The sequence below is a fragment of the Escherichia sp. E10V10 genome, from assembly GCF_004211985.1.
GTDB lineage: Bacteria > Pseudomonadota > Gammaproteobacteria > Enterobacterales > Enterobacteriaceae > Escherichia.
In genome coordinates this window covers 166,154-192,129 of the sequence record NZ_RHJO01000019.1, presented here as the reverse complement: position 1 = coordinate 192,129, position 25,976 = coordinate 166,154, and the positions used below count along the sequence as shown (strand labels likewise).

The window sequence follows — 25,976 nt, the reverse complement described above, 5'->3', positions numbered from 1 at the left end:
AGCGCGGAAGCGTCAATGAATTATCGACTGCGTTTAGCGTGACGCTCCCAGTTTTCTTGTTTCGCCTGCGCTGTTTTACGCAGTGCAACGTAACACGCCCCGCTGCCGCCATGATGCGGTAGCGCGGTGCAATAAGCCTGTACATCATCAAACTCTGTCAGCCAACGTGCGACATAACTACGGACAATGTTGGCGTGAGACTTATCTTCTCTGCCTTTGCCGTGAATAATAAGTACATTACGCAAACCATCCGCCCGCGCCTGATGAATAAAACTAAACACCATTTTGCGGCACTCTTCCACCGACTGGCGAAGTAAATTCAGGCTAGCCTGTTGCGGATATTTGCCGCTGCGTAGCTTATCGATCACCCCATGTTGCAAACCTTCCCGACGAAATTCCAGGGGCTGATTTAGCGGGATGATGTCGAGAAATCCTGTGGTGAGGAAATTATCAAGTTGCAGCGTGTCTATACGCTGTGGCGCGCGTTGGTTACGCACAGGATGCCAGTGGACATCAGTAGCGCGTTTCAGTGGTTGGACATCTTCCATGGCGTCAAGAAACAGCGATTTGTCGTCAAGGTTCATGTAACCTCCTATGTACCTTCGCACGTCGTGATCCAGACGGGTTAATTGTTCATATATCTGATGCTTGCTGCATCGTTCACTTCGCAAGTTGAAACAACATCTTGCTCCATACAGGCTAGTGTCTCCGCAGGCGAGGCATTTTATACCAGCCTGGTTGCAGTATCGAACAGTTTAGGCCGGGAGTGAGCCTGCACAGGCCCTAATTAAGGCGATTTGTCCATCAAGCAACCAATATATGATGACGGTAATTTGTTGCACGTCGCCTGAAATATACTTAAGCAAATCATTCTGCAATATGTTTAAACGCCGCACAGGTTAATTACCCGCTAAATTCACCAGTCGATTAACGATGCATGATTATTCAATCACGAGATGAACGTTTTAACTTATATTTTCGTGAAATCTGTCACTGAAGAAAATTGGCAACTGATGGGCAAAACCGTTATAACACTGTCACCGGCTGACAGGAAGCAGGCCGGATTCAAGACGCGGATGCACTGCTGTGTGTACTGTAGAGTCTGGCGGATGTCGACAGACTCTATTTTTTTATTCATTTGTCTGCATTGCAGAAAACCACATTCTCGCTGGTGTCGGGAGAAGTAACGAAGCGGCAGACGCATTTAGCCCGGAAATCCACTTCAGCGCTATCGTTCAAACCGGAAACTAATCCAGGTACCTACTATTCATTAGTCGTACCGTACCCTCTTATCTTCTTGTGGTATGGCTGCTAATGTTGCTTGCGTGGTATCTTGTCGGTCTTCTGATTAGTCCGGGGGTTTACCCACATTTATCTTAAGAGAGAACGGATGCTGAGATTACTTGAAGAAAAAATTGCCACGCCACTGGGTCCTCTGTGGGTTATTTGCGATGAACAATTTCGTCTGCGGGCGGTTGAGTGGGAAGAGTATAGCGATCGCATGGTGCAATTGCTGGACATCCATTATCACAAAGAAGGTTATGAGCGTATTTCCGCCACCAATCCCGGCGGGTTAAGCGATAAACTTCGTGATTATTTTGCCGGTAATCTAAGCATTATTGATTCCCTACCCACTGCCACCGGCGGTACGCCATTTCAACGGGAAGTATGGAAAACGCTACGCACTATCCCGTGTGGACAGGTAATGCATTACGGTCAACTGGCAGAACAACTAGGCCGCCCAGGGGCCGCGCGTGCCGTCGGCGCAGCCAACGGTGCAAACCCAATCAGTATTGTGGTGCCTTGTCACCGGGTCATTGGCCGAAACGGCACGATGACAGGATATGCAGGCGGAGTGCAGCGAAAAGAGTGGCTATTGCGCCATGAAGGTTATCTTTTACTGTAAACATTAAGCAATTTGTGCCTGCGTGTTCACACTTTTACGTAAAGTTACCCTTAACAATCTAAGGTTTTTCAATTAGATAGACATAAATTTACATCTATTATCGGAATTCTCCGCTGTTAAGGTTTGCTTAGACTTACTTGCTCCCTAAAAAGATGTTAAAATTGACAAATATCAATTACGGCTTGAGCAGACCTATGATCCCGGAAAAGCGAATTATACGGCGCATTCAGTCTGGCGGTTGTGCTATCCATTGCCAGGATTGCAGCATCAGTCAGCTTTGCATCCCGTTCACACTCAACGAACATGAGCTTGATCAGCTCGATAATATCATTGAGCGAAAGAAGCCTATTCAGAAAGGCCAGACGCTGTTTAAGGCTGGTGATGAACTTAAATCGCTTTATGCCATCCGCTCCGGTACGATTAAAAGTTATACCATTACAGAGCAAGGCGACGAGCAAATCACTGGCTTTCATTTAGCAGGCGATCTGGTGGGTTTCGATGCCATAGGCAGCGGTCATCATCCAAGCTTCGCCCAGGCGCTGGAAACCTCGATGGTGTGTGAAATTCCGTTCGAAACGCTGGACGATCTGTCCGGTAAAATGCCTAATCTGCGCCAACAGATGATGCGTTTGATGAGCGGCGAAATTAAAGGCGATCAGGACATGATCCTGCTGTTGTCGAAGAAAAATGCCGAAGAACGTCTGGCTGCATTTATCTATAATCTGTCCCGTCGTTTTGCCCAACGCGGCTTCTCCCCTCGTGAATTCCGCCTGACGATGACTCGTGGCGATATCGGTAACTATCTTGGCCTGACGGTAGAAACCATCAGTCGTCTGCTGGGGCGCTTCCAGAAAAGCGGCATGCTGGCAGTTAAAGGTAAATATATCACCATCGAAAATAACGATGCGCTGGCCCAACTAGCCGGTCATACACGCAACGTCGCCTGATTTTTCCGCATAAGTCACTATCCTTCTGTCATATCATTAAATTTTTCTCATTTATTGATCTGGCAGAAGGTTCATCACTGTTTCATTCACCAGATCCAGGTTACTCTTTTAATACAAACTGCATTGACAGTTGTTGTAAGGAGACTCTGTATGGCTATGTATCAGAACATGCTTGTTGTTATCGATCCTAATCAGGACGATCAACCCGCATTACGGCGAGCTGTTTATTTGCATCAACGGATTGGTGGCAAAATTAAAGCCTTTTTGCCTATTTATGACTTCTCATACGAGATGACTACCCTACTCTCCCCGGACGAGCGGACCGCCATGCGTCAGGGCGTCATTAGTCAGCGTACTGCGTGGATCCACGAGCAGGCGAAATATTATCTTAACGCTGGCGTTCCCATTGAAATTAAAGTGGTCTGGCATAACCGTCCTTTCGAAGCCATCATTCAGGAAGTACTTAGCGGTGGGCACGATCTGGTGCTAAAAATGGCGCACCAACATGACCGCCTGGAAGCGGTGATTTTTACTCCAACAGACTGGCACCTGTTACGCAAATGCCCGAGCCCGGTGTGGATGGTGAAAGACCAACCGTGGCCGGAAGGGGGTAAGGCACTGGTGGCGGTGAATCTCGCCAGCGAAGAGCCGTATCATAATGCGCTCAATGAAAAACTGGTGAAAGAGACGATCGAACTGGCGGATCAGGTCAACCACACCGAGGTACATCTGGTTGGTGCTTATCCAGTAACCCCCATCAATATTGCGATTGAACTGCCGGAATTTGATCCAAGCGTTTATAACGATGCTATTCGCGGGCAACATTTACTGGCGATGAAAGCCCTGCGGCAGAAATTCAGCATTGACGAGAAAATGACGCATGTCGAAAAAGGTCTACCGGAAGAAGTGATTCCCGATTTAGCGGAGCATTTACAGGCAGGGATTGTGGTTCTGGGAACCGTAGGACGCACTGGTATTTCTGCGGCATTCCTTGGCAATACGGCGGAACAAGTGATTGATCATCTTCGCTGCGACCTGCTGGTGATTAAACCCGACCAATACCAGACACCTGTCGAACTGGATGACGAAGACGACGATTAATTGTTCGTCACTTGCTTTCAAGGCCCGAAGTTACGGGCCTTTTCTTTTACTTACTTCTCATCTCCGCCGAGGAAATAAATACCCAGCGGGATTGCCAGTAACACGGTAAAGACCAGACTATAGACAAAAATCATCGATGACTGAATCACATACATTGATGTCGTCCATTCGGACAGCGGGATATTGTATTGTTCAATAACACCACCGATAGTCGCGCGAGTCACTACCGACGCCGCAATAATGAAAACCGCCAACAAACCTATGAGAAACTTTCTCCCCTTCGCTGACTTCAGTTTCGCCATGACCATAATATAATCCTTTTGCAGATAAACCTTTTGTTACTTGTGTGTAACAATACCATGACATTTTTGTGTTGTCTGCCCTGAAAGCAATAGATTGTCGCGTAACATATCATCAACTCGTTGATAAATTAGCTAATGTTGCTACTTCCTTCCCTGTCTATTGATGATATGCATGAATTATCGCGATAAAATAACCCCGCCAGGGGTTTCCGGCATGACGTCAACAATCTGGAGGAGCCTGATAAAACAATGATCGCTGAACTGTTTACAAATAATGCGCTTAATCTGGTCATTATTTTCGGTAGCTGCGCAGCATTGATTCTTATGAGCTTTTGGTTTCGCCGTGGAAATCATAAAAGAAAAGGATTCTTATTCCACGCAGTGCAATTTTTAATCTACACCATAATTATCAGTGCTGTCGGTAGCATCATTAATTATGTCATCGAAAACTACAAACTCAAATTTATCACACCGGACGCCGTTGATTTTATCTGTACGTCACTGATAGCCCTTATCCTGACGGTTAAGTTATTCCTTCTAATCAATCAGTTTGAACGGAAGCAGATTAAAAAAGGCCGCGATATTACCAGTGCACGGATTATGTCGCGGATCATCAAAATCAGCATCATCGTCGTCATTGTTCTGCTCTATGGCGAACATTTCGGCATGAGCCTTTCAGGCTTGCTGACTTTTGGTGGTATTGGTGGCCTTGCAGTGGGTATGGCCGGTAAAGACATTCTGAGCAACTTCTTTTCCGGCATTATGCTCTATTTTGATCGCCCCTTTAGTATTGGCGACTGGATCCGTTCTCCTGACAGAAATATCGAAGGAACGGTGGCAGAAATTGGCTGGCGAATGACTAAAATCACCACATTTGATCATCGTCCGCTGTACGTGCCGAACTCACTGTTTTCATCTATCAGCGTTGAAAACCCCGGTCGAATGACCAACCGTCGTATTACTACGACCATTGGTTTACGTTATGAAGATGCGGCTAAAGTGGGCGCTATTGTCGAAGCGGTACGCGAAATGCTTAAAAATCATCCCGCCATCGACCAGCAGCAAACCCTATTGGTTTATTTCAACCAGTTTGCCGATTCGTCGCTAAATATTATGGTTTATTGTTTTACTAAAACCACGGTTTGGGCCGAATGGCTTGCCGCCCAGCAGGACGTATATTTGAAAATTATCGATATTGTACAGTCGCATGGCGCGGATTTTGCCTTCCCCAGCCAGACGTTGTATATGGAGAATAACACACTACCAGAACAGGTGAAGTAACAACCCGCAGAAACTGGATGGCGATATGCTTATTCGCCATCCAGTTTTATTTATTATTCAATTAACAGCAGCCAACGCGACATTATTCTCGCCAGCTTTAAATTGAACATATTGTTCCTCAGTACCAAAGAAAACTTCAGACTCCGTGCTGTGACCGATCCCCGGCACCGTTTCATTCCCTGAATATTGCCAAAGCGTCCAGGGATTGCGTCCTTCAAGCTTCACACCAGCTTGTCCCCAATACCCCATCCACACCATATACTGCTCGAATCGGCTATCCATAAAATGTGACAGATTATTATGATTTCCATAAAATATGGGTGTTTTATGATAATTTTGGTAGATTAAATCGGCAAAACGTAAAATATCATTCCGTGCATTAGCCATTCCCGATTTTTTAAAGCAGTTTAGTTGAGTTGTATCTTCACCTTCAGGATTTACCAATAAAATACCGGGCGGTAACATTTTCGGCTCTGCGGGCAGGAGACTTTTTGCTGTTTCCAATTGCGCCTCAGGTGTGCGACAAAAATCAAATTTGAAATAACCTCCACGGTCAAATTTGGAATCAGCTAATTGTTTCCAGTGAGACTTAAATGATGAATCGGGGCCTCTCCAGCCAACCACTCTCGCATAAACAAAACGCGCAGACGATTTTTCCTGGAATAATTTCCAGTCTATTTCACCATCGTTAGAAGAAATATCATGCCCGTGAATCGGGTAAATTTCCGGCGTTTTAAAAATACGAATGTCAGGACGGTTGGGAATTGCACTTACGGGGCCATAAGGAATCTCAATCGATTTATTATCTTTTTCCTGATTATCTGCGGGGACAGGGGCTGACTTATCAATCGAGAATGAGGCCACATCAATATTCGTAAACTCCCCTGCTTTACCCGCAGCCAGCTGAGTCTTATTATCCAGACGATTTGCCGCAGGTTCATTGATGAAGAAGAATCCCCCAGGACCCGCGGGCATTTCTGTTGCACCTATCCAGGCATCGCTTAAATGTAATCCCTTACCTTGTTCATCCAGTTTTTCATTAATATCTGAATATTGATCATTAACATAGATAAATAAACTCAACGTTCTGGTTATTCCTGCGTAGTATTCCTTTTTTCCATCTACCTTTACCATATATGACTTACCAAAACGTTCGTCGGCAACGCCATTCGTTACTCCTTTGATAATCGTATCGAAAAAGACACTACCGCGCTTTGCCTCCAGTGAGTAAACCTCTGTTTTATCATCACCGGCAGCTATTGCATAGGCACCAGGATTACTGTACGAGTTAGAATTACCCGCGCCGATAGTCATGCCATACAAGCCAGAACCAAAGCAAGCATTGACTAAAGTCAGAACATGGAAATAACGCTTTGCCAGAATATTAAGTTGTGTGTTCAGAGCTGGCATTTCATACATGCCTTTTGAACCATCAATATCCGTAGCGTTGCTCAATACAAATGCAGGTGCTTTATCAGAATTACCATTTTGAGTGCCAAAACGACCATGGCCTGAATAAGCAATTAACAAGCGAGCTTTCTTATCAAACATCATCCCTCTGGCAGGTAAATATTCCTTTAAAAAATAATTAATATTATCTAATGAAGCTTCCTGATCTCTTAGTAGAATAACCTCATCAAACTTCTGTCCGTTGATCAGAAAATCAGCCATTCTTTGGCCATCCACCGCGGCTGCCGGAATATCTGCGTGTAATAGTGGATATTTTGAAATTGCAATAATCAACCCGATGGAGCGAGTTTTCGCTGCATCCTGATCGGGTATTTTTAACGCATCACTGATCCGGATATCCAGTTTCCCTGGGTTTTCTGGCCCATAGTGGACAAAAAAATGACAATATTCATCAGGGACCATTGCGCCATTTTTGCAAATGTCATCTGCGCGGACATCAGTCATTCCCAGTGATATTCCTGCAATTAACAGCCCCAGGAGCGTTTTACATAAATTTGGCCATCGCCTGTTCATGATTTAAAACTCCTGCACACCCAGAGTGGAATAAAACTCAGCGGTCGGGCCCTTGTATATACTGGCATCGAATTTCTGACTTGATCCCAAATTAAGCTGCGCAGCATCGGTAAACTGCCAGATTGCCCATTTTGTCTGGTTAATTGAACGCGGCGTTTCGCTGGCCTGTGCCTGATTAGAATAATCAGCCAGCCACAGATTATGTTCTGCAACCTGGGCAAAACTTTTTTCTCCGCCGACGGCATCTTTCCACCACGCCCGCGCAGTGTAGATAACCGGTTTACGCCCTAAATCGGCTTCTACCTGCGCGGTGAATGCCTTGATCATCGTGATTATTTCAGTGGGTTTACGCTTCTGCCAGCGGTCCTTGCCTGTTGATGAATCTACATCCCACTCAACATCCACCGCCGGTGGCATATCTGTCGCCCTTAACCCGCCATTGGCTTTAATAACTTTAACAAACGTCATTGCCTGCTTGCGTCCCCACAATTCCGCGTCGTCTGCCGGTGTGCCACTGGAAAGAAAGTGGTAGGCCCCACGGTGAAGTTTTATCCCTCGCTCAGTATCCCCAGCCCGCTGCCAAAAACCGGCGAATTCAGGATCAACATAACGCGTTCCTTGACTGGACTTCATATACAAGAACACAGACTTATTTTTTGCCAACAGTTCGATCGGGAAGTTTTTACCGTTATGATGGCTGATATCCACACCAAATAAAGAACTGGGTCGTGGTTGATTCAATACCGAATCGTAAGCAACATCAGCCGGGAATTTAAAATATTTTTTTACCGCAAAGGAATCAAACTCTTTATCACGAGAAGGATCCGATTCCAGTATTTTTACAAACAATTCTTGTCGTGAGAGATCATTCGTTAAGTTTTCCAGCCCCAACGACGTGGCATCGGGCAGTGATTCTGCGGCCAGACTTAAAGAAGGATAATGAAGGAGTAATAACGAGATAACTAAAGGAATAGCTAAGGATTTTTTCATTTTACCACCCCATTTTAGCTGTGTGTCTGTTTGCGAATGAAAACTTTCACAAGGAACGCAATACGTCTTGCGTTGTAAAGAAAAGTAAAGCACAGCATATATTGGGAGTATGTAATACACCTTTTAAATAAAATATTTGATTATTATTTATGCTGGACATTGGCAGAAAAATTCAAATAATTGTCTTGGGTGTGATTTTTATAGGGGGATTTTAAAAAAAGAAGGTATTTTATCGGGGTTGTTAAATCTGGCGCGCATAAACGCGCCAGATGACATCATATTAATGCTTCACAATATACATTGTGCGGCTATAGGCCACATCTTCCGGGTTATTAATGGGATAACCTTTCAACCACGGTTTGATTAATCGCCCATTGGTATACTGGTAAATCGGTGCAATAGGCGCTTGTTCTATGAGAATTTTCTCTGCCGCGTTGTAATCAGCATTGCGCGCTTTAACGGTATTTTCAGTCGATGCCTGGGCCAGCACTTTATCGTATGCCGGATTATTAAAACGTGAAATATTTCCAGAGTGCGTTGACGTTAACAGCGTCAGGAAGGTAGACGGTTCATTATAGTCCCCAACCCATGATGCGCGGATAACGTCAAAATTACCGGTGTTACGGCTATCGATATAAGTTTTCCATTCCTGATTTTGCAATTTGACGTCCACACCAAGATTCTTTTTCCACATCGATGCTACGGCAATCGCAATTTTCTGATGGTTTTCTGAAGTGTTATACAAAAGCGTCAGCTTCAGCGGTTTTTGCGGACCATAACCGGCTGCGCTCAACAAAGTTTTTGCCTGCGCATTCAGTTCTTCCTGACTCATTTGTTCAAACGGCGAAGGCTCCGGCGTAAATCCGGCAGTAACATCTGGCGTAAAATGCCATGCTGGTTTTTCACCGGTGCCTAATACTTTTTCCGTCATCAGGCGGCGGTCAATCGTCATACTTAATGCCAGACGGACGCGTTGATCTGCCGTCGGACCTTTTTGCGTATTGAAGGCATAATAATAAGTCCCCAGCTGCGGCGGTGTATAAACCTGCCCTGGAATATCCTTCAACAGCTTTTGATACATATTTTTCGGGAAGGACTCAGTGATATCAATATCACCTGCAAGATAACGTTTCGTGGCAGCGGACTCCTGGTTAATCGGCAGGAAAGTCACTTTTTGCAGTACCGTTTTTGCGTTATCCCAATAATGGGTATTCGGTACAACCACCAGCTTTTCATTCACCACGCGTTCTTTAAGCACATATGCGCCGTTGCCGATAAGTTTCCCTGGTTTCGTCCAATCTTTACCGCTTTCAACGTTGGCTTTTTGCACCGGGAAGAAGGCAAAGTTGGCCGTCAAATTAACAAACCACGGCAATGGCTTATCAAGCTGGATTTTCAGGGTATGGGCATCAACGGCAGTGACGCCAAGTTGGTCAGGCGTGGCTTTACCATCAATAATCGCCTGAGCATTGTTTACCCCCGCCAGTGCGGCAAACCAGGCAAATGGGGACAACGTTTTCGGGTCTACCAGACGTTGCCAGCTATAGACAAAATCCTGCGCTGTAACCGGTGTGCCATCTGCCCATTTAGCATCATCGCGCAGGGTAAAGGTCCAGATACGGTTGTCATTACTTTTCCACCGGGTGGCGACGCCGGGGACAATCTCCCCTTTTTCATTCTGATTCACGAGTCCTTCAAACAAATCGCGAATCACCTGAATCTCCGGCAAACCAACCGCTTTCGCGGGATCCAATGATGCAGGCTCATCCTTAATATGACGCACCAGCTCCTGCTTGTCTGCCAGTACTGTGCCGCTCGGAACATCAGCAGCATACGAAAGAGAAATGCTGCTGACTAACAGCGCACAACAAGTTACTGAAACAGAGTGCTTCATAAGTTACCCTCAAACCGACGTTAATATTGATGCGTAATTATTTGTTTCTCCTTGAAGAAATGCAAATAACTTCCGGCAAAAAAGTGATAAAAGATCGACAACATATCGTTGTCGAAAAGGATTTGATAATCCACAAAATTTGCACAACACTGCCTGTAATACTTCTATTGTCAGAGACGATTATGACCGTGACTCGCCCACGCGCCGAACGGGGCGCTTTTCCCCCAGGAACTGAACATTACGGACGTTCATTATTGGGTGCGCCGCTGCTCTGGTTTCCCGCCCATGCCGCCAGCAGCGAAAGTGGTTTGATTCTTGCTGGTACCCACGGCGATGAGAATTCTTCCGTCGTCGCCCTCTCCTGCGCATTACGCACATTAACACCGTCTTTGCGCCGCCATCATGTGGTGCTGTGTGTGAATCCCGACGGTTGCCAGTTGGGTCTACGTGCCAATGCTAATGGTGTGGATTTAAACCGAAACTTTCCCGCCGCCAATTGGAAGGAAGGTGAAACGGTTTATCGCTGGAACAGTGCCGCCGAAGAGCGCGACGTTGTCTTGCTGACCGGAGATAAACCCGGCTCCGAACCTGAAACCCAGGCGTTATGCCAACTCATTCACCGCATTCAGCCCGCCTGGGTCGTCTCGTTCCACGATCCTCTGGCATGTATTGAAGATCCCAGACACAGCGAATTAGGTGAATGGCTGGCCCAGGCGTTTGAATTGCCGCTGGTAACCAGCGTCGGCTACGACACCCCCGGATCCTTTGGCAGTTGGTGTGCAGACCTGAACTTGCACTGTATCACTGCTGAGTTTCCGCCCATCTCCGCCGATGAGGCCAGCGAAAAATATCTTTTTGCGATGGCGAATTTACTGCGCTGGCATCCTAAAGATGCAATTCGCCGGTCGTAAACTGAAGAGCCTGTTCCACATCCACCGCCAGCCAGGTCGGCCCGTCGAGATCGGCGAAGCTGACCTGCGGCGCCAGCGGTAATGCTGCGCTAATGGCGCGTGAGGTGCATAACATGCAGCCCAACATCAGGCTGAAACCTTGTGCACGCGCTTCTGTTGCCAGCGCCAACGCTTCCGTCAGGCCGCCGGTTTTATCAAGCTTGATATTAACCATCTCATAGCGCCCTTTCAGCGCCTTCAGGTTGCTGCGGGTATGACAACTTTCGTCCGCGCAAATAGGCAATGGATGGATAAAATTCTCCAGCGCCGCATCGTCCTGAGCTGGGAGAGGTTGCTCCAGCATTGCGACGCCTAAATCGGCCAGCAACTGGCATCGAGCCGCCAGTCCTTCCGCACGCCAGGATTCATTAGCATCAACAATTAACGTCGCATCCGGCACTGCCGCGCGAATCGCCACCATCCGCTCGCTGATAAGATGATTATCCAGCTTCACTTTTAGCAGCTTAGCCCCAGCCTGCCATAGTGCTGCGGCACTGGCTGCCATCTGATCCGGCGTACCGATCACTACCGTCTGCGCAGTGGTGATCGTTTCAGGAAGAGAGATACCGGTAAGTACAGCCAGCGTCTGCTGCTGTTGTCTTGCGGCCAGATCCCACAGCGCACAATCCAGCGCATTACGCGCTGCACCGGCAGGCAGAACTTTTTGCAACTCAGCGCGCGTCAGCCCTTTTTCCAGTTGTGGGACCACGCTCATTATTTGCGCCATGACTGAGGCATCACTTTCGCCATAGCGCGGATAAGGCGTACATTCGCCCGTACCTTTGACGCCATCTTCTTCCAGTTCAACCACCACCACGCGCGCTTCACTGCGGCTTCCCCGCGCAATAACAAACGGGGTATGTAACGGCCAGGCTTCCTCAAATACCTTAACGGTTCTCATCTTTACTCCTTGTTGCCGCGGTGGTCTGCGGATTAAGCGCAAATAGCGATTGCTGTGTTATTGACAGTTAGCATAAACTAGGCGTGACGTTAACTATATGTAAACAGGAAAGATAATTATGTCACAAATCGTTCATTTCCAGGGCAACCCGGTTACAGTCGCCAATTCCATCCCGCAAGCGGGTAGCAAAGCGCAGACTTTTACTCTCGTGGCAAAAGATCTGTCTGACGTCACCCTCGGTCAGTTTGCAGGTAAACGCAAAGTGCTGAACATTTTCCCGAGCATTGATACCGGTGTTTGCGCCGCATCAGTACGTAAGTTTAACCAACTGGCAACCGAAATCGACAACACGGTTGTGCTGTGCATTTCCGCCGATCTGCCGTTTGCCCAGTCTCGTTTCTGCGGCGCGGAAGGTCTGAACAACGTTATCACTCTCTCCACTTTCCGTAACGCTGAATTCCTGCAAGCTTACGGCGTTGAGATCGCTGAAGGTCCACTGAAAGGTCTGGCGGCACGTGCGGTTGTCGTAATTGATGAAAATGATAATGTGATTTTCAGCCAGCTGGTAAATGAAATCACCACCGAGCCGGATTACGAAGCAGCTCTCTCGGTACTGAAAGCGTAAATTATTATGCCTGATGGTATTGCGCCATCAGGCATTTATCCCACTTATTCTTCGTTCTTCTTCTGGCTCAATCCATATTCCCGCAATTTGTTGGCAATCGCGGTGTGTGAAACGCCCAAACGTTTTGCCAGTTTGCGCGTACTGGGGTAATTGCGATAAAGCTGGGTTAATACCGAACGTTCAAAACGGCTGGTGATTTCGTCCAGCGAACCTTCCATTGCATCTTCACCAACGGCTACAGTTGCAGCGTCATAATCCGGCAGCAAAATATCCTGCGGACGCAGTTCATAACCTTCCAGTTGCGTCAGTGCGCGGTAAATGGCGTTTTTCAACTGCCGCACGTTACCTGGCCATGCATAACGCGTAAGCACGGTATTCAGGTCAGCGGCCAGTTTCGGACGCGGCACGCCCTGCTCGTCAGCAAATCGGGCAACAAATAGCTCGGTTAACGGCATGATGTCCTGCGGACAGTCCCGCAGCGGCGGCAGATTTAACGTCAGCACGTTCAGACGATAATAGAGATCTTCGCGGAACACGCCTTTTTGCACCAGCTCGACCAGATTCTTCTGCGTCGCGCAAATTACCCGCACATCCACATGCACTTCGTGGTCTTCCCCTACTCGACGGAAAGTGCCATCGTTGAGAAAACGCAATAATTTTGCCTGCATTCGTGGCGACATCTCGCCAATCTCATCCAGCAAAACCGAGCCGCCGTTCGCCTGTTCAAAGAATCCTTTTTTCCCCTCCGGCGCATGCCCGAACAGTTCGCTCTCTACAGCATCTTCTGGAATAGAAGCACAGTTCAGCGCCAGATAAGGTTTACTCGCACGCGGGCTTGCCTGATGACAAGCGTAAGCAAAGAGATCTTTACCCGTGCCGGTATCACCCGTGATCAGCAGCGGCGCGCTTAACATTGCTAACTTTTGCGCCTGCTCTACCGCATGCTTCATTTTAGGACTGATGGCGACAATCTGACTGAAAGCGCTGACATCCTGGGCAGCCACATTTTGCAACTGACGGCCCATACGGATTGTTGAGCGTAGCATCACTACCGCACCGGTCAGGACATGCTGGTCGTTTTCATCCTGAAGATAGACAGGTGTTATCTCCATCAGGAAATTTTGTCCATTAATCACTACATGTTCGTTATGTGAATCCTGCGGGTCGCTCTCAAGCCAACGTAAAAAATTAAATCCGTTAATCAATTGCGCAGCGGTATGATTGCGTAAGCGATCCAGTTTTTGCCCGAATAGCTGACAGCTCGCTGGGTTTGCCATGTCCACCTTGCTTTTCATATCGACAGAAAGCACGGGTTCAGGCAATGCTTCAAGCAATGCGCTCAACGCCTGATGTTCTCGCTCGGAAGGCATCCACGGCACAGTGCGCACATCGGTAACGCCCGCAATACGGCGTATTTCCGCCATCAAACTGCTGAAACTGTCAAAATCCAGTTCGGCAAAATTCAGGTAAATCCGCCCGATTGGGTCAATCTCAATACCGCGTAAATCGATGCCTCTTAACACCAGTAGGTCGAGCAATTCGCGGGTCAGACCGAGTCGGTCTTCACAAAAGACTTCCAGACGCATGGGAACCTTCACATGAAAAAGAACAATAAATATGATGATATGACACTATTCGAGTAGCAGGAAGGTTTCTGTCAACAAACATTGACACAACGATGGATAAACGGGCACTTCGGCGTAAAGCTATCCGATCAGCGCCCGAATGTGCACTATTTTTCGCCGGACGTTTTGCTCTTTTGTAACGTCTCTTTTACCTGACCGATGAGCTGACGACGGAAATCACCCAAACGTGGTTTGTCATTGTCAATCCACGGCAGCGGGCGGCAAAGTTCCATAGCTTTGATCCCCAGTCGTGCGGTCAGTAACCCGGCACCTATTCCCTGAGCGGCGCGAGTAGACAAGCGCGCGGCAAGATCCTGCGACATCCAGTCCATCCCCACTTCACGCACCAGTTCGCTGGCACCCGCGAAAGCGATATTCAGCAAAACCAGTTTAAACAGGCGCAGACGGCTGTAATACCCCAGTTCAATGCCATACAGCGTGGCGATGCGATTAATCAAACGCAGATTGCGCCAGGCGATAAACGCCATGTCCACCAGCGCCAGCGGGCTGACCGCAATCATCAACGTCGATTCCGCCGCCGAACGACTGATTTCGCGCCGCGCCTGGGCATCTAAAATCGGCTGGACCAGGTGAGCATACAAACTAACCACTTCACGATCGTTCTGCGTTTCATGGATTGAGGCATACCAGCGTTGCAGCGCCGGATGTGACTGATCGATTCCCGCCTGCTGCGCCAGTTTTTCGCAAAATGCGCGGCCTTTACCCGTGCCGTGGCTGTGCAACAAATCGCGCGCTTCGTCGCGTTCGTGCGCACGCTGGCGCAAGCGCCATAAGCGCCGCCACTCTGTTACCACAGAACCTACGCCAGCACCGATAATCAATGCCCCAGCGGCACATCCACCCAACGCTACCCAGTCCTGAGTTTGCCAGGCGTTCATTGTCCACTGCACGCCCTGACCGACAACGCTTGCGCCAAACAGAGCCAGCCCGCCCATCACCATTTTGCGCCACAGACTGCGTTTCGGACGTAACGCGGCATCCATTACCGCTTCGACTTGCCCCTCTTCTTCCTGCGCTTCGTCGAGCGTTGCCGGGGCAAAATTTTGCGCCTGATTTTCGTCAAAGGTCTGCTGCGCCCTGAATTTTGGACTCTGATCGACCTCCAGCGGACCGTCGAAATCAATACGTGGTTTTAACGGTTCGGTCATCGCAATTTATCTCCTATTAAAAATTCCAGCGCAGCATCAAGACGAATATGCGGTAGCGGTTTGTCGACATCCATTACCTGCGGACGAAACGCTTCAAACTGGAAGCCTTGCTTATCCCAGAACGCCTGACCGGGCAAACGTGCGGGAACTTCGCCAGGATAAACAGTGAGCGGTGCGCCATCGCTGAGTCGATTACCGCGCAGCGCCGGGATTTTCTCACCGTTAACATCAATAATGCCGCTGGTGGTCGCCTGAACTGACGCCAGCCCCAGGCAGTCCATGCTGATCCCTTCGAACGCCGCATTTTGCCAGGCATCCTGAATCAGTTGTTGCAGTAATGAAACCATATTGGCGTGCTGATCGATGGTCACATGGTCCGCTTTAGTGGCAGCAAACAATAGCTTATCGATAACCGGCGAAAACAAACGCCGGAACAGGGTACGCTGCCCGTAGTGGAAACTTTGCATCAGCTGCGTCAGCGCCAGACGCATATCATTAAATGCCTGTGGCCCACTGTTGAGAGGTTGCAGGCAATCCACCAGCACAATCTGGCGGTCAAAGCGCAGAAAATGATTCTTATAGAACCCCTTCACCACTTTCTCGCAGTAATAATTAAACCGCTCGCGCAGCATTCCGGCGTTGGTGTGTTTATCAGCCTGCGCCAGTTTGGACTCTCCCCAGGCATCGACATCTGGCCATGGGAAGAATTGCAGCGCGGGCGCTCCTGCCATATCGCCAGGCAAAACAAAGCGCCCTGGCTGAATAAAGTGCAGCCCCTGCTGTTTACAGTGGTGGAGATAATCGGTCCACGCGGCGGCAATGTCTGCCAGTCGGTTTTCGTCGGCAGGCGCTAACGGATCCAGGCCTTCGCACATCATTCGCCATTTCGCCGACCATTCGCCGCGCTGACCATTGAGTAAGCCCGTCATCTGCCGCGACCAACTTAAGTAATCTTGTGCCAGCATCGGCAGGTCGAGCAGCCATTCGCCGGGATAATCCACAATCTCCAGATACAGCGTAGAGGTATCTTTGAAGTGACGCAGCAGTGAATCATTCGATTTAAAACGTAGCGCCAGGCGGATTTCACTGACGCCGCGCGTTGGCGTCGGCCAGGCGGGAGGATCGCCATATAACTGCGCCAGCCCTTCATCATAGGTGAAGCGCGGAATGCCAAAGTCACGCTGGGGAATGCGTTTTACGCCCAGCAGGCGCTCTTCACGCACCGCACTTAATAGCGGCAAACGTGCTCCGGCATGAATATTGAGCAACTGATTTACCATCGCGGTAATAAACGCCGTTTTGCCACTGCGGCTAAGTCCGGTTACGGCGAGGCGCAGGTGTCTGTCGACACCCCGATTCACCAGCGCATTAAGTTCATTTTTAAGTCGCTTCATTGCTGTCCTGTGCCAGAAAGCCGTAGAAAGGATTAGATACTGGAGATAATAATGTGGGTTAATTTTGATTTATCAAATGAATAAGCGGCGTTATTTACACCGCTCAGGCAATAATTTATTAACCTTTGACCTTCGGCATTTCGATGTCTTTCAGGCCACCGACGTTCTCAACGTGGGTATATCCCATCTCGTTGAGGATCTCTTTTGCCTGCCCGGACTGGCGTCCGGCGTTGCAATACACTTTCACGGTGTCGTTTTTATCTGGAACGGCGGTGGCAATGCGCTCTTTCACTTCCTTCAGGGGAATATTGATGGCCCCCTGAACGTGCTCTTGCTGATACTGCTCTGGAACACGAACATCTATCCAGTGTTCAGCGGCGAAAACAGGCAGTGAAAACACCAGAGTCAGAGCAAGTAAGCCTTTTTTAAACATATAAGTATCCTTCTATGGATGAAAATTGCCATCCATTATACGCCTGAGATCTAACAATTTTTGCGGAACTCCCCTCACCTTTTATAACGCTGCGCCAGTTTATTGGCAGCCCGACTTAATAGCGGTTCCAGCGCCACAGCCAGCAACATTTTCAGCGGTCGGCGAGCAACTGATTTTATCGCCCAACCAGCCACACCCGCCGGGCCATAGCGCAGTGCGGTAAGAAGTACCAGCTTGCCTGCTAATTTAAAACCAGGCTTCATCTTTTGCCCGGCCTGTTGCCAGCGAGTATTCATAACTTTCCTCACAGTTGACGGAAACGACTACGTAGCGTGAAGGTGTCGGAAGTGACATAACGTTCCATCTCGCGTAAACGCGTTTCACTGGCCGCCAGTTCACGGTCGACTTCATCCAGCAATTCGCTGCTGGAAGGTTGTTGTTCACCAAACGCCATGTTGTCAGGCATTGGATCAAGCGCAAATGACAAAATGATGTAAGCAACCAGGGTAAACAGCGCCAGGCCGAAGAAAATCGACAGCACCACCAGAATACGAACCAGTTTTACCGGTACATCAAAATAGTTAGCAATCCCGGCACAGACCCCGCGTACCATGCCTTGCTGTGGAATACGCCATAATTTTTTATTGAGATTAATACCCGCCATTAGCGATCCCTCCAGTTCGGATGTTCAGCATCAAGAATGGATTCCAGCGCCTGAATACGCTCGCGCATCCGTTTTGCTTCATCAGCCAGTTGCGCTAATCGCTGTTGTTCGCTTTGCGAAAGCTCTCCACGACTGGAGCGGTTGCTGTAATGCAGCCATAACCAAATCGGTAAAACAAACAGCACAAAGATGGTTAACGGAATAGCCAGAAATAGCGCGCTCATAAGTACTCCTTAAGGGATGAGCGGCGGCGTGTTCGGACGCCGCCTGGATGTTATTATTGATTGTCTTGCTTCATTTTGGCTTTTAATTGTGCCAGTTGCTCGCTGATTGCATCATCAGCTTTCAGCTCGGCAAACTGATCATCCAGCGATTTTTGTTTGCCGAAACTGTGGCTTTCCGCTTCTGCTTCCATCTGGTCGATACGGCGCTCGAAAGATTCGAAACGGGCCATCGCTTCATCCAGTTTGCCACTGTCCAACTGACGACGCACATCGCGCGACGAGTTTGCGGCCTGATGACGCAACATCAATGCCTGCTGGCGAGCACGAGTTTCGCTCAATTTGTTTTCCAGCTCGCCAATCTCTTTCTTCATACGCACCAGCGTATCGTCCACCAGCGTCACTTCATGTTCCAGGGACTTAATCAGATCGGTCAGTTTCTGTTTTTCAATTAACGCCGCACGCGCCAGGTCTTCTCTATCTTTCAGCAGCGCCAGTTCGGCTTTTTCCTGCCACTCAACTTCACGCGCCGACGCTTGTTCAATACGGCGAGTCAGCTGTTTCTTTTCCGCCAGCGCACGTGCCGAAGTAGAACGCACTTCAACCAGCGTGTCTTCCATTTCCTGGATCATCAGACGCACCAGTTTCTGCGGATCTTCCGCTTTCTCTAACAGAGCGTTGATGTTGGCATTCACGATGTCGGCAAAGCGAGAAAAAATACCCATAATGTTGTCCTCTTGATTTCTTCGTTCAGGATTGTCCTGCTGAACTGTTAATACAATTTGCGTGCCAATTTTTTATCTTTTTGATTTATAAAGATCTGATTGAAGATTCAACAGCAACATGCCAGGATGAATTAGCGAATTACACTAACAAGTGGCGAATTTCATCATGGCAGAATACAAAGATAATTTACTCGGTGAGGCGAACAGCTTTCTCGAAGTGCTGGAACAGGTTTCGCATCTCGCACCGCTGGACAAACCGGTGCTCATCATCGGCGAGCGCGGCACCGGTAAAGAGCTGATCGCCAGCCGTCTGCATTATCTCTCCTCCCGTTGGCAAGGGCCGTTTATTTCTCTTAACTGCGCGGCGTTAAATGAAAATCTGCTGGATTCCGAACTGTTTGGTCACGAAGCGGGTGCGTTTACCGGTGCGCAAAAACGTCATCCAGGGAGATTTGAACGTGCCGACGGCGGTACGCTATTTCTTGATGAACTCGCTACAGCACCGATGATGGTGCAGGAAAAATTATTGCGCGTGATTGAGTACGGTGAACTGGAGCGCGTTGGCGGCAGCCAGCCATTACAGGTGAATGTACGGTTGGTATGCGCGACGAATGCCGATCTTCCGGCGATGGTCAATGAAGGTACTTTTCGCGCGGATCTGCTCGACCGGCTGGCTTTTGATGTTGTGCAACTGCCACCACTGCGCGAGCGCGAAAGCGACATTATGTTGATGGCAGAACACTTTGCCATCCAGATGTGTCGGGAAATCAAGCTGCCTCTGTTCCCGGGTTTTACCGAGCACGCCAGAGAAACATTGCTGAATTATCGCTGGCCGGGAAATATTCGTGAATTGAAAAACGTAGTGGAACGTTCAGTGTATCGCCACGGCACCAGCGATTATCCGCTTGATGACATCATTATTGATCCCTTTAAACGGTGTCCACCTGAAGAAGCCATCGCCGTTTCAGAAACCACCTCGCTTCCAACGCTGCCGCTGGATTTACGTGAGTTTCAGATGCAGCAGGAAAAAGAGTTGCTGCAACTCAGTTTGCAACAGGGGAAATATAACCAGAAACGCGCGGCTGAATTGCTGGGGTTAACCTATCATCAGTTCCGCGCGTTGTTGAAAAAGCACCAGATTTAGCGGAGTTGGGCAATGCGATTCGCCGGATGCGGCGTGAACGCCTTATTCGGCCTACATAATCAATACGTCATTTGTAGGCCTGATAAGCGCAGCGCATCAGGCATTATTGCGTTGGCCTTCGCTTCTGCGTATTAATCTCTCAGCGCATCCTGCAAAATTTTCATTGCCGCATCGAATTGCGCATCCGGGATGGTCAGCGGATACAGGAAACGAATCACGTTGCCGTATGCGCCACAGGTCAGCAGAAGCAGCCCCTGCGCCAGTGCGCGTTGCTGGATTTTCTGTGCAATCGCCGCTGACGGTTCGCCCGTTTGCGGATCGTTAAACTCTGCCGCAATCATCGACCCCAGACCGCGTACCGCAGCAATGGCCGTAACGCTTTCTTTAGCATCAATCAGCGTTTGCGTCAGACGCTGGCCCAGTTGATTCGCGCGTTCGCAGAGTGATTCTTTGTCGATAATGTTGAGCACCGCGTGCGCGGCAGCCACCGCCAGCGGGTTCCCGGCGTAGGTGCCGCCAAGCCCGCCCGGCGCGGGCGCGTCCATAATATTCGCGTTACCGACCACGCCCGAAAGCGGCATGCCACCCGCGAGGCTTTTCGCCATCGTCATTAAGTCTGGCTTATCGGCGTAATGATCCATCGCAAACAGCTTACCGGTACGCGCAAAACCGCTTTGCACTTCATCGGCAATCATCACAATGCCATGCTCGTCGCACAGGCGGCGAATCGCAGAAACCAACTCTTTTGGCGCCACGTTAAAACCGCCTTCGCCCTGCACCGGTTCGAAAATAATCGCCGCCACCTGCTTCGCTTCAATGTCCGATTTAAACAAGCGTTCGATGGCATCAAGGGAATCTTGCGTCGAAATGCCATGCAGTTCTGACGGATACGGCACGTGATACACCGAACCGGGGAACGGGCCGAAGCCGATTTTGTACGGCGCGACCTTTCCAGTTAACGCCATGGTCATATACGTGCGACCGTGGAAGCCGCCACTAAACGCAATCACGCCAGGGCGTCCGGTATGGGCGCGGGCGATTTTCACCGCATTTTCCACCGCTTCAGCACCGGTGGTGAAGAACGCGGTTTTAGCCTGCCCGCTCACCGGGGCAAGGGCGTTAATTTTCTCCGCCAGCGTGACGTAGCTTTCGTATGGCACAATCTGGTACGCCGTGTGGGTAAACTGTTGCAGTTGCTGCTCCACCGCCGCCACCAGTTCAGGGTGACGATGACCGGTATTCAGCACCGCAATGCCTGCGGCGAAATCGATGTACTCGTTGCCCTCAACATCCTTCAGCGTGGCGTTTTCAGCCGACTGGGCGAAGAAGTTACACATCACGCCAACCCCGCGCGGGGTGGCAGAAAGACGACGCTGATGGAATTCATTGTTGCTCATGTTTCACACCTTTTGACTCTTCACGGTTAATCGGAAATTAAACGCCCAGACGATCGCGCAGGCTGTAATAAGCCGCGCCCATCGCGGTAAACGGCACGCGAAGCGTACGCCCGCCGGGGAACGGGTAATGCGGCAGATTGGCGAAGGCGTCGAAACGCTCGGCGTCACCGCGCAGCAGTTCGGCAATCAAGCGCCCTGCAAGATGGGTACAGGTCACGCCGTGGCCGCTGTAGCCCTGCATGTAATAGATGTTGGTATCGAGGCGACCAAACTGCGGCATACGCGACAGGGTCAGCAGGAAGTTGCCCGTCCAGCGGTAATCAATTTTCACGCCCTTCAGCTGCGGGAAGGTTTTCAGCAGTTTCGGCACCACAAGACGCTCAACGTCATCCGGGTCGCGCGCGCCGTAGACCACGCCGCCGCCGTACAGCAGGCGGTTATCGGCGGTAAGACGGTAGTAATCAAGCAGATAATTACAGTCTTCAACGCAGTAGTTTTTCGGGATCAGCGAACGGGCTAACTCATCGGAAAGCCGCTCGGTGGTGATCACCTGCGTGCCGCACGGCATACTGCGCTTCGCCAGTTCCGGCTCCACTTTATCGCCCAGGTACGCATTCCCGGCGACAATCACATACTTCGCCGTCACCTGGCCTTTGGCAGTGCGCACCACTGCTGGCGTGGTGTGCTGGATCTGCGTCACCGCAGAAAGCTCATACACGCGCCCGCCGTTCAGGCGGATGGCATCGGCTTCACCAATGGCGAGGTTCAACGGGTGAATATGCCCGCCGCTGTGATCCAGCAGCGCGCCGGTATAGCGATCGCTGGCGACCTCGCGGCGAATGGCGTTGGCGTCCAGCATCTCCAGCTGTTTATTACCGTAGCGTTCCCAGTTCTCTTTCTGCTCTTCGAGCGTGGCGAGCTGTTTATCATTCATCGCTACAAACAGGCCGCCGGGGCGGTAGTCGCAGTCAATCTGATAACGTTTGATGCGCTCGCGGATGATTTCTCCACCCTCAAACATCATGCTGCCGAGCATACGGGCAGTGTCCATGCCGTAGCTTTTTTCGATAACGTCGATGTCGCGGCTGTAGGAGTTTACAAGCTGCCCGCCGTTGCGTCCGCTGGCGCCGAAGCCGATGCGTGAGGCTTCGAGAACCACCACGTCAAAGCCCGCTTCTGCCAGATGCAGCGCGGAGGAAAGCCCGGTATAGCCGCCGCCAACCACGCAAACATCACAGGTGATTGACTCATTCAGCGTGTCGAAAGGCGCATATTTATTCGCACTGGCGGCGTAATAACTACTGGTATGTTCGGTCATTTCAGGCCTCCAGGCTTATCCAGATGGTTTTCAGTTCGGTGAATTTTTCAAGGGCATGCAGGGATTTGTCGCGACCGTTGCCGCTCTGCTTATAGCCGCCAAACGGTACGGTCATATCGCCGTCGTTGTAGTTATTGACGAAGACGGAACCGGCTTTCAGGCGGCGGCTCATGCGGTGCGCGCGGGAGAGGTCGCGCGTCCACACCGCCGCGCCGAGCCCGTACTGGCTGTCGTTGGCAAGCTGTAGCGCCTGGTCTTCTGATGTGAAACGCGTAACCACCAGCACCGGGCCGAAAATCTCTTCGCGACTTAAGGACGCATTCGGGTCCACATCCACGAAGATGGTCGGGCCGATGGCCGCAGCCAGTTCGGCATTACGACCATCCAGCAGCAGTTGCCCTTTACCTTCGCCTTCCCGAATAAAACTATGAACCGAGTCGGCGTGAGCGCAGTCGATTAAGGTGCCCATGGTGGTCGCGGGATCAAGCGGATGGCCCGGCTGCCAGTTTTGCGCCTGCTGTTTTAACAGGGCTAAGAATTCATCGGCGATGCTCTCTTCCAGCAACAAACGCGTTCCAGCGATGCACACCTGGCCCTGGTTGTAGAAGATACCTGCGGCTGTTGCGCTCGCGGCTTTTTGCAGATCCGGGCAATCAGCGAAAACGATGTTTGCGCTTTTGCCGCCCGCTTCCAGCCAGACGCGTTTCATGTTGCTGTCACCTGCATCTTTCAGCAGCTGTTTCCCGGTGCGGGTTGAACCAGTAAAGGCAATGGCGTCGATATCGTTATGACGAGACAGCGCCTGCCCCGCTTCATGACCAAACCCCGTCACCACGTTCAGCACGCCATCCGGCAGACCGGCTTCTTTCGCCAGCCCCGCGAGACGAATCGCACTGAGCGGTGATTTTTCAGATGGTTTTAGAATCACGCTGTTCCCTGCCGCCAGCGCTGGGCCAAGCTTCCAGCAAGTCAGCAACAACGGGAAGTTCCACGGCACAATGGCGGCAATTACGCCGACCGGTTCACGCACGATCATCGCCAGCTCATGGCTACTGGTGGTCGCCACTTCGCCATACACTTTATCAATCGCTTCGGCGTACCAGCGAATGGCGCGCGCCGCGCCGGGAATATCATCACGCAGGCTGTGACGAATCGGTTTGCCGGTGTCGAGAGTTTCCAGCAGTGCCAGCTCTTCGGCGTGGGCTTCCATTAAATCGGCGAGTTTATTCAGTACCGCTTTACGTTTTGCCGGGGCGGCCTGCGACCAGTCGCCGCGTTCAAATACGCCGCGTGCTGCGCTCACCGCACGGTCGATATCGGCGCTCTTGCCGCGCGCAATATCCGCCAGCGGAGCCTGGGTAACCGGATCAACGGTTTCAAAGGTTTCATTTTCCGCCGCAGCAGTATATTCACCGTTAATAAATAAGCGGGTTTCAATGGCGAGACTTAACGCTTTATCCTGCCAGTAAGCCAGATGATGAAAATTCATTATGACTCCTGTTTCACGTCTATCAGATATATGCAGTTTGTGAACGTCAGGGCGCAGAGATCCCCGGGCCGCATGCCCGTTTATTTCTGGCGACATTCTTTATGGATTGCCGGGCGCATTGCGCTTACCCGGCTTACAGAACAAAAAGATTAAAACGTGGTGGGCGTATGGGCGCTGATAATTCGGCAAATGCCTGCCGACGTATTACTGAAACTGTGCGGGATGCCGGTATTAATGGCATAACTTTGCCCCGCGACGAGGTGGTAATCCTGACCATTAATCGTCAGAACAATTTCACCTTCCAGTACAGTGCCTATTTCCTCACCCTGATGCTTGATTCTTTCCCCAGTGGTTGTGCCCGGCTGGTACGTTTCAAAGATCATCGCCAGCGTGCGATTCGGGTTACCGTTATGCACCAGCTTCATCGACACACCCTGACTGCCCATTTCAATTAAGTCGTCCTGATTAATGACGACCTGCGGTTCATCAGGTTTTTCCGGCTCGGAAAAGAATTCCGAGAGTGACAGACCATACACCTTCAGCAGCTTTTGCAGCGTACTGATGGCAGGACTGACTTTATCTTGTTCTATCGTACTGATAGCACTGTGAGTCAGCCCGGAGAGTTCGGCGGCACGACGTTGTGAAAGCCCCTGCTGCTGGCGGATTTCTGACAAGCGTTTTCCTGGCGCCAGTCCCTCATCACTCATATTTGCATTTCCTTAACTGTAGTGGTCAGAGTCGCTGTTTTTCAGCGATATGGTTCTGACAAGCGGTGATAAAGCCCTCGAACAATATACGCGAAAGCGCGTACTCGCTACTGTTCCATTCCGGGTGCCACTGTACGCCCAGCGCGAAAGGATGATTGATGACGCTCACCGCCTCAACCAGGCCATCCGGCGAGCGAGCTTCAACACGCAACTGCGGGCTAACGACCTTCGCCCCTTGTCCATGCAGAGAGTTTACCCAAAAGTTGCTACATTCAGGTAACAATGCAGACAGTAATCCCCCCTCTTCAACCTGAACTTCGTGCGACGGCGCATATTGCTGCTCCACCGGCAGTTCGGGATCTTCACGATGTTCCAGCAATTCAGGCTGTTCGCACAGTTTGCGATGCAACGAACCACCTGTTGCTACCACCAGTTCCTGTAACCCCCGGCAGATGGCGAAAATGGGGATGCGCCTTTCGAGTGCGGCATTAATTAACGCCATGCTCAGAAGATCACGCCCGGGATCGGCGTCAGGCTCATCGCCGTTTTCACCATATAGGTGCGGCTGCACATTGCTGGGGCTACCTGGAAGATAAATGCCATCGAGTTTAGGCAGCAGTTCTTCAAGTAATGACGGTTCCGCCAGCGCATGTGGCAGCGCAATCGGCAAACCGCCCGCGTGGATGATGGCATTCAGGTACTTTTCTTGCAGAGTCTGGGTCGTATGACCCTTAAGCCTGTTCCTGCACATTACGACACCGATAACCGGATTGTTCATTATATTTTCCATGCTCAATCTCACAAAGTGGA

The 25,976-nt window shown here is 50.2% G+C and carries 26 protein-coding genes and 1 pseudogene; 8 read left to right on the top strand and 19 right to left on the bottom strand.

From position 1 onward, the window contains the following. Positions 1 to 20: 20 nt before the first annotated feature. Positions 21 to 584 (bottom strand): DNA endonuclease SmrA, encoded by a 564-nt coding sequence (smrA, locus tag D9736_RS19045; protein WP_130208769.1) that lies wholly within the window; start codon positions 582 to 584, stop codon positions 21 to 23. A gap of 650 nt (positions 585 to 1,234) precedes the next feature. On the opposite strand from smrA, the pseudogene D9736_RS23475 reads away from it, so the two are divergent. From D9736_RS23475 to uspE, 4 genes and pseudogenes are all read left to right on the top strand, one after another. Next, positions 1,235 to 1,380: pseudogene (locus tag D9736_RS23475) on the top strand (AbgT family transporter); the annotation flags it as partial. Between the two features lie 10 nt (positions 1,381 to 1,390). Beyond that, positions 1,391 to 1,906: a methylated-DNA--[protein]-cysteine S-methyltransferase gene (gene ogt / locus D9736_RS19040; protein ID WP_130258942.1), complete on the top strand. Its 516-nt coding sequence runs from the start codon at positions 1,391 to 1,393 to the stop codon at positions 1,904 to 1,906. Positions 1,907 to 2,100: 194 nt separating this feature from the next. Then, a complete protein-coding gene (gene fnr / locus D9736_RS19035; protein ID WP_000611911.1) occupies positions 2,101 to 2,853 on the top strand; it encodes a fumarate/nitrate reduction transcriptional regulator Fnr in 753 nt (250 codons plus the stop codon). A gap of 150 nt (positions 2,854 to 3,003) precedes the next feature. Next, positions 3,004 to 3,954 carry a universal stress protein UspE gene (uspE, locus tag D9736_RS19030; RefSeq protein WP_130208771.1) on the top strand — a complete coding sequence of 317 codons (951 nt, stop codon included), beginning with the start codon at positions 3,004 to 3,006 and terminating at the stop codon, positions 3,952 to 3,954. Positions 3,955 to 4,004: 50 nt separating this feature from the next. Here uspE and D9736_RS19025 read toward each other — a convergent pair whose 3' ends face one another. Next, positions 4,005 to 4,262 carry a DUF2534 family protein gene (locus tag D9736_RS19025; protein ID WP_130216108.1) on the bottom strand — a complete coding sequence of 86 codons (258 nt, stop codon included), beginning with the start codon at positions 4,260 to 4,262 and terminating at the stop codon, positions 4,005 to 4,007. Positions 4,263 to 4,505: 243 nt separating this feature from the next. Here D9736_RS19025 and ynaI point away from each other — a divergent pair, with 243 nt between their 5' ends. Then, positions 4,506 to 5,537 carry a low conductance mechanosensitive channel YnaI gene (ynaI, locus tag D9736_RS19020; protein WP_130216106.1) on the top strand — a complete coding sequence of 344 codons (1,032 nt, stop codon included), beginning with the start codon at positions 4,506 to 4,508 and terminating at the stop codon, positions 5,535 to 5,537. A 57-nt stretch (positions 5,538 to 5,594) separates the two neighbouring features. On the opposite strand, the gene D9736_RS19015 is transcribed toward ynaI, so the two are convergent. The 3 genes from D9736_RS19015 to mppA form a co-directional block, all read right to left on the bottom strand. Beyond that, positions 5,595 to 7,520 (bottom strand): GH25 family lysozyme, encoded by a 1,926-nt coding sequence (locus D9736_RS19015; protein ID WP_130216104.1) that lies wholly within the window; start codon positions 7,518 to 7,520, stop codon positions 5,595 to 5,597. Between the two features lie 3 nt (positions 7,521 to 7,523). Beyond that, positions 7,524 to 8,510 carry a GH25 family lysozyme gene (locus tag D9736_RS19010; protein WP_130216102.1) on the bottom strand — a complete coding sequence of 329 codons (987 nt, stop codon included), beginning with the start codon at positions 8,508 to 8,510 and terminating at the stop codon, positions 7,524 to 7,526. A 280-nt stretch (positions 8,511 to 8,790) separates the two neighbouring features. After that, a complete protein-coding gene (gene mppA, locus D9736_RS19005; RefSeq protein ID WP_130222734.1) occupies positions 8,791 to 10,404 on the bottom strand; it encodes a murein tripeptide ABC transporter substrate-binding protein MppA in 1,614 nt (537 codons plus the stop codon). Positions 10,405 to 10,586: 182 nt separating this feature from the next. On the opposite strand from mppA, the gene mpaA reads away from it, so the two are divergent. Further along, complete coding sequence (gene mpaA / locus D9736_RS19000; protein ID WP_064527321.1) at positions 10,587 to 11,315, top strand: murein tripeptide amidase MpaA; 729 nt, start codon at positions 10,587 to 10,589, stop codon at positions 11,313 to 11,315. On the opposite strand, the gene ycjG is transcribed toward mpaA, so the two are convergent. Further along, positions 11,290 to 12,255 carry an L-Ala-D/L-Glu epimerase gene (gene ycjG / locus D9736_RS18995; protein WP_130258941.1) on the bottom strand — a complete coding sequence of 322 codons (966 nt, stop codon included), beginning with the start codon at positions 12,253 to 12,255 and terminating at the stop codon, positions 11,290 to 11,292. The two genes, mpaA and ycjG, sit on opposite strands and share 26 nt — an antisense overlap. A gap of 118 nt (positions 12,256 to 12,373) precedes the next feature. On the opposite strand from ycjG, the gene tpx reads away from it, so the two are divergent. Further along, a complete protein-coding gene (gene tpx / locus D9736_RS18990; RefSeq protein WP_130216094.1) occupies positions 12,374 to 12,880 on the top strand; it encodes a thiol peroxidase in 507 nt (168 codons plus the stop codon). 44 nt (positions 12,881 to 12,924) lie between these two features. Here tpx and tyrR read toward each other — a convergent pair whose 3' ends face one another. From tyrR to pspA, 8 genes are all read right to left on the bottom strand, one after another. Beyond that, positions 12,925 to 14,466, bottom strand: coding sequence for a transcriptional regulator TyrR (tyrR, locus tag D9736_RS18985; RefSeq protein ID WP_130258940.1), 1,542 nt, complete (start codon positions 14,464 to 14,466; stop codon positions 12,925 to 12,927). Between the two features lie 146 nt (positions 14,467 to 14,612). Next, positions 14,613 to 15,674 carry a YcjF family protein gene (locus tag D9736_RS18980; RefSeq protein ID WP_130258939.1) on the bottom strand — a complete coding sequence of 354 codons (1,062 nt, stop codon included), beginning with the start codon at positions 15,672 to 15,674 and terminating at the stop codon, positions 14,613 to 14,615. Then, positions 15,671 to 17,068: a YcjX family protein gene (locus D9736_RS18975; protein ID WP_000825763.1), complete on the bottom strand. Its 1,398-nt coding sequence runs from the start codon at positions 17,066 to 17,068 to the stop codon at positions 15,671 to 15,673. The genes D9736_RS18980 and D9736_RS18975 overlap by 4 nt, the downstream gene beginning before the upstream one ends. Before the next feature lie 118 nt (positions 17,069 to 17,186). Further along, the gene (gene pspE, locus D9736_RS18970; RefSeq protein ID WP_064527288.1) at positions 17,187 to 17,501 is read right to left on the bottom strand and encodes a thiosulfate sulfurtransferase PspE; all 315 of its coding nucleotides are present in this window, start codon (positions 17,499 to 17,501) and stop codon (positions 17,187 to 17,189) included. A gap of 74 nt (positions 17,502 to 17,575) precedes the next feature. Continuing rightward, complete coding sequence (gene pspD, locus D9736_RS18965; protein WP_096839698.1) at positions 17,576 to 17,797, bottom strand: phage shock protein PspD; 222 nt, start codon at positions 17,795 to 17,797, stop codon at positions 17,576 to 17,578. 8 nt (positions 17,798 to 17,805) lie between these two features. After that, entirely contained in the window at positions 17,806 to 18,165 is a 360-nt protein-coding gene (gene pspC, locus D9736_RS18960; protein ID WP_130208793.1) for an envelope stress response membrane protein PspC, read from the bottom strand. After that, positions 18,165 to 18,389, bottom strand: a complete 225-nt coding sequence (gene pspB / locus D9736_RS18955; protein ID WP_001274965.1) for an envelope stress response membrane protein PspB — start codon at positions 18,387 to 18,389, stop codon at positions 18,165 to 18,167. Before pspB ends, pspC begins: the two co-directional genes overlap by 1 nt. 53 nt (positions 18,390 to 18,442) lie before the next feature. Beyond that, the gene (gene pspA, locus D9736_RS18950; protein ID WP_000511019.1) at positions 18,443 to 19,111 is read right to left on the bottom strand and encodes a phage shock protein PspA; all 669 of its coding nucleotides are present in this window, start codon (positions 19,109 to 19,111) and stop codon (positions 18,443 to 18,445) included. A 166-nt stretch (positions 19,112 to 19,277) separates the two neighbouring features. On the opposite strand from pspA, the gene pspF reads away from it, so the two are divergent. Further along, the gene (gene pspF / locus D9736_RS18945; protein WP_130258938.1) at positions 19,278 to 20,255 is read left to right on the top strand and encodes a phage shock protein operon transcriptional activator; all 978 of its coding nucleotides are present in this window, start codon (positions 19,278 to 19,280) and stop codon (positions 20,253 to 20,255) included. A gap of 131 nt (positions 20,256 to 20,386) precedes the next feature. Here the strand turns inward: pspF and puuE are convergent, their stop codons facing one another. The 5 genes from puuE to puuD form a co-directional block, all read right to left on the bottom strand. Beyond that, on the bottom strand, positions 20,387 to 21,652 hold the full coding sequence (gene puuE / locus D9736_RS18940; protein ID WP_130258937.1) for a 4-aminobutyrate transaminase: 1,266 nt from the start codon (positions 21,650 to 21,652) through the stop codon (positions 20,387 to 20,389). Between the two features lie 37 nt (positions 21,653 to 21,689). Further along, positions 21,690 to 22,970, bottom strand: a complete 1,281-nt coding sequence (gene puuB / locus D9736_RS18935) for a gamma-glutamylputrescine oxidase (protein ID WP_130258936.1) — start codon at positions 22,968 to 22,970, stop codon at positions 21,690 to 21,692. Between the two features lies 1 nt (position 22,971). After that, positions 22,972 to 24,459, bottom strand: coding sequence for an aldehyde dehydrogenase PuuC (gene puuC / locus D9736_RS18930; protein WP_130258935.1), 1,488 nt, complete (start codon positions 24,457 to 24,459; stop codon positions 22,972 to 22,974). A 149-nt stretch (positions 24,460 to 24,608) separates the two neighbouring features. Beyond that, positions 24,609 to 25,166: an HTH-type transcriptional regulator PuuR gene (puuR, locus tag D9736_RS18925; RefSeq protein ID WP_001278727.1), complete on the bottom strand. Its 558-nt coding sequence runs from the start codon at positions 25,164 to 25,166 to the stop codon at positions 24,609 to 24,611. Positions 25,167 to 25,191: 25 nt separating this feature from the next. Continuing rightward, positions 25,192 to 25,956 (bottom strand): gamma-glutamyl-gamma-aminobutyrate hydrolase, encoded by a 765-nt coding sequence (gene puuD / locus D9736_RS18920; RefSeq protein WP_064527272.1) that lies wholly within the window; start codon positions 25,954 to 25,956, stop codon positions 25,192 to 25,194. Positions 25,957 to 25,976 lie beyond the last annotated feature (20 nt).

What these genes read in the sequence shown, in the direction of transcription:
- smrA (WP_130208769.1), bottom strand. Translation starts at nt 584, where the DNA reads ATGAACCTTGACGACAAATCGCTGTTTCTTGACGCCATGGAAGATGTC.
- ogt (WP_130258942.1), top strand. Translation starts at nt 1,391, where the DNA reads ATGCTGAGATTACTTGAAGAAAAAATTGCCACGCCACTGGGTCCTCTG.
- fnr (WP_000611911.1), top strand. Translation starts at nt 2,101, where the DNA reads ATGATCCCGGAAAAGCGAATTATACGGCGCATTCAGTCTGGCGGTTGT.
- uspE (WP_130208771.1), top strand. Translation starts at nt 3,004, where the DNA reads ATGGCTATGTATCAGAACATGCTTGTTGTTATCGATCCTAATCAGGAC.
- D9736_RS19025 (WP_130216108.1), bottom strand. Translation starts at nt 4,262, where the DNA reads ATGGTCATGGCGAAACTGAAGTCAGCGAAGGGGAGAAAGTTTCTCATA.
- ynaI (WP_130216106.1), top strand. Translation starts at nt 4,506, where the DNA reads ATGATCGCTGAACTGTTTACAAATAATGCGCTTAATCTGGTCATTATT.
- D9736_RS19015 (WP_130216104.1), bottom strand. Translation starts at nt 7,520, where the DNA reads ATGAACAGGCGATGGCCAAATTTATGTAAAACGCTCCTGGGGCTGTTA.
- D9736_RS19010 (WP_130216102.1), bottom strand. Translation starts at nt 8,510, where the DNA reads ATGAAAAAATCCTTAGCTATTCCTTTAGTTATCTCGTTATTACTCCTT.
- mppA (WP_130222734.1), bottom strand. Translation starts at nt 10,404, where the DNA reads ATGAAGCACTCTGTTTCAGTAACTTGTTGTGCGCTGTTAGTCAGCAGC.
- mpaA (WP_064527321.1), top strand. Translation starts at nt 10,587, where the DNA reads ATGACCGTGACTCGCCCACGCGCCGAACGGGGCGCTTTTCCCCCAGGA.
- ycjG (WP_130258941.1), bottom strand. Translation starts at nt 12,255, where the DNA reads ATGAGAACCGTTAAGGTATTTGAGGAAGCCTGGCCGTTACATACCCCG.
- tpx (WP_130216094.1), top strand. Translation starts at nt 12,374, where the DNA reads ATGTCACAAATCGTTCATTTCCAGGGCAACCCGGTTACAGTCGCCAAT.
- tyrR (WP_130258940.1), bottom strand. Translation starts at nt 14,466, where the DNA reads ATGCGTCTGGAAGTCTTTTGTGAAGACCGACTCGGTCTGACCCGCGAA.
- D9736_RS18980 (WP_130258939.1), bottom strand. Translation starts at nt 15,674, where the DNA reads ATGACCGAACCGTTAAAACCACGTATTGATTTCGACGGTCCGCTGGAG.
- D9736_RS18975 (WP_000825763.1), bottom strand. Translation starts at nt 17,068, where the DNA reads ATGAAGCGACTTAAAAATGAACTTAATGCGCTGGTGAATCGGGGTGTC.
- pspE (WP_064527288.1), bottom strand. Translation starts at nt 17,501, where the DNA reads ATGTTTAAAAAAGGCTTACTTGCTCTGACTCTGGTGTTTTCACTGCCT.
- pspD (WP_096839698.1), bottom strand. Translation starts at nt 17,797, where the DNA reads ATGAATACTCGCTGGCAACAGGCCGGGCAAAAGATGAAGCCTGGTTTT.
- pspC (WP_130208793.1), bottom strand. Translation starts at nt 18,165, where the DNA reads ATGGCGGGTATTAATCTCAATAAAAAATTATGGCGTATTCCACAGCAA.
- pspB (WP_001274965.1), bottom strand. Translation starts at nt 18,389, where the DNA reads ATGAGCGCGCTATTTCTGGCTATTCCGTTAACCATCTTTGTGCTGTTT.
- pspA (WP_000511019.1), bottom strand. Translation starts at nt 19,111, where the DNA reads ATGGGTATTTTTTCTCGCTTTGCCGACATCGTGAATGCCAACATCAAC.
- pspF (WP_130258938.1), top strand. Translation starts at nt 19,278, where the DNA reads ATGGCAGAATACAAAGATAATTTACTCGGTGAGGCGAACAGCTTTCTC.
- puuE (WP_130258937.1), bottom strand. Translation starts at nt 21,652, where the DNA reads ATGAGCAACAATGAATTCCATCAGCGTCGTCTTTCTGCCACCCCGCGC.
- puuB (WP_130258936.1), bottom strand. Translation starts at nt 22,970, where the DNA reads ATGACCGAACATACCAGTAGTTATTACGCCGCCAGTGCGAATAAATAT.
- puuC (WP_130258935.1), bottom strand. Translation starts at nt 24,459, where the DNA reads ATGAATTTTCATCATCTGGCTTACTGGCAGGATAAAGCGTTAAGTCTC.
- puuR (WP_001278727.1), bottom strand. Translation starts at nt 25,166, where the DNA reads ATGAGTGATGAGGGACTGGCGCCAGGAAAACGCTTGTCAGAAATCCGC.
- puuD (WP_064527272.1), bottom strand. Translation starts at nt 25,956, where the DNA reads ATGGAAAATATAATGAACAATCCGGTTATCGGTGTCGTAATGTGCAGG.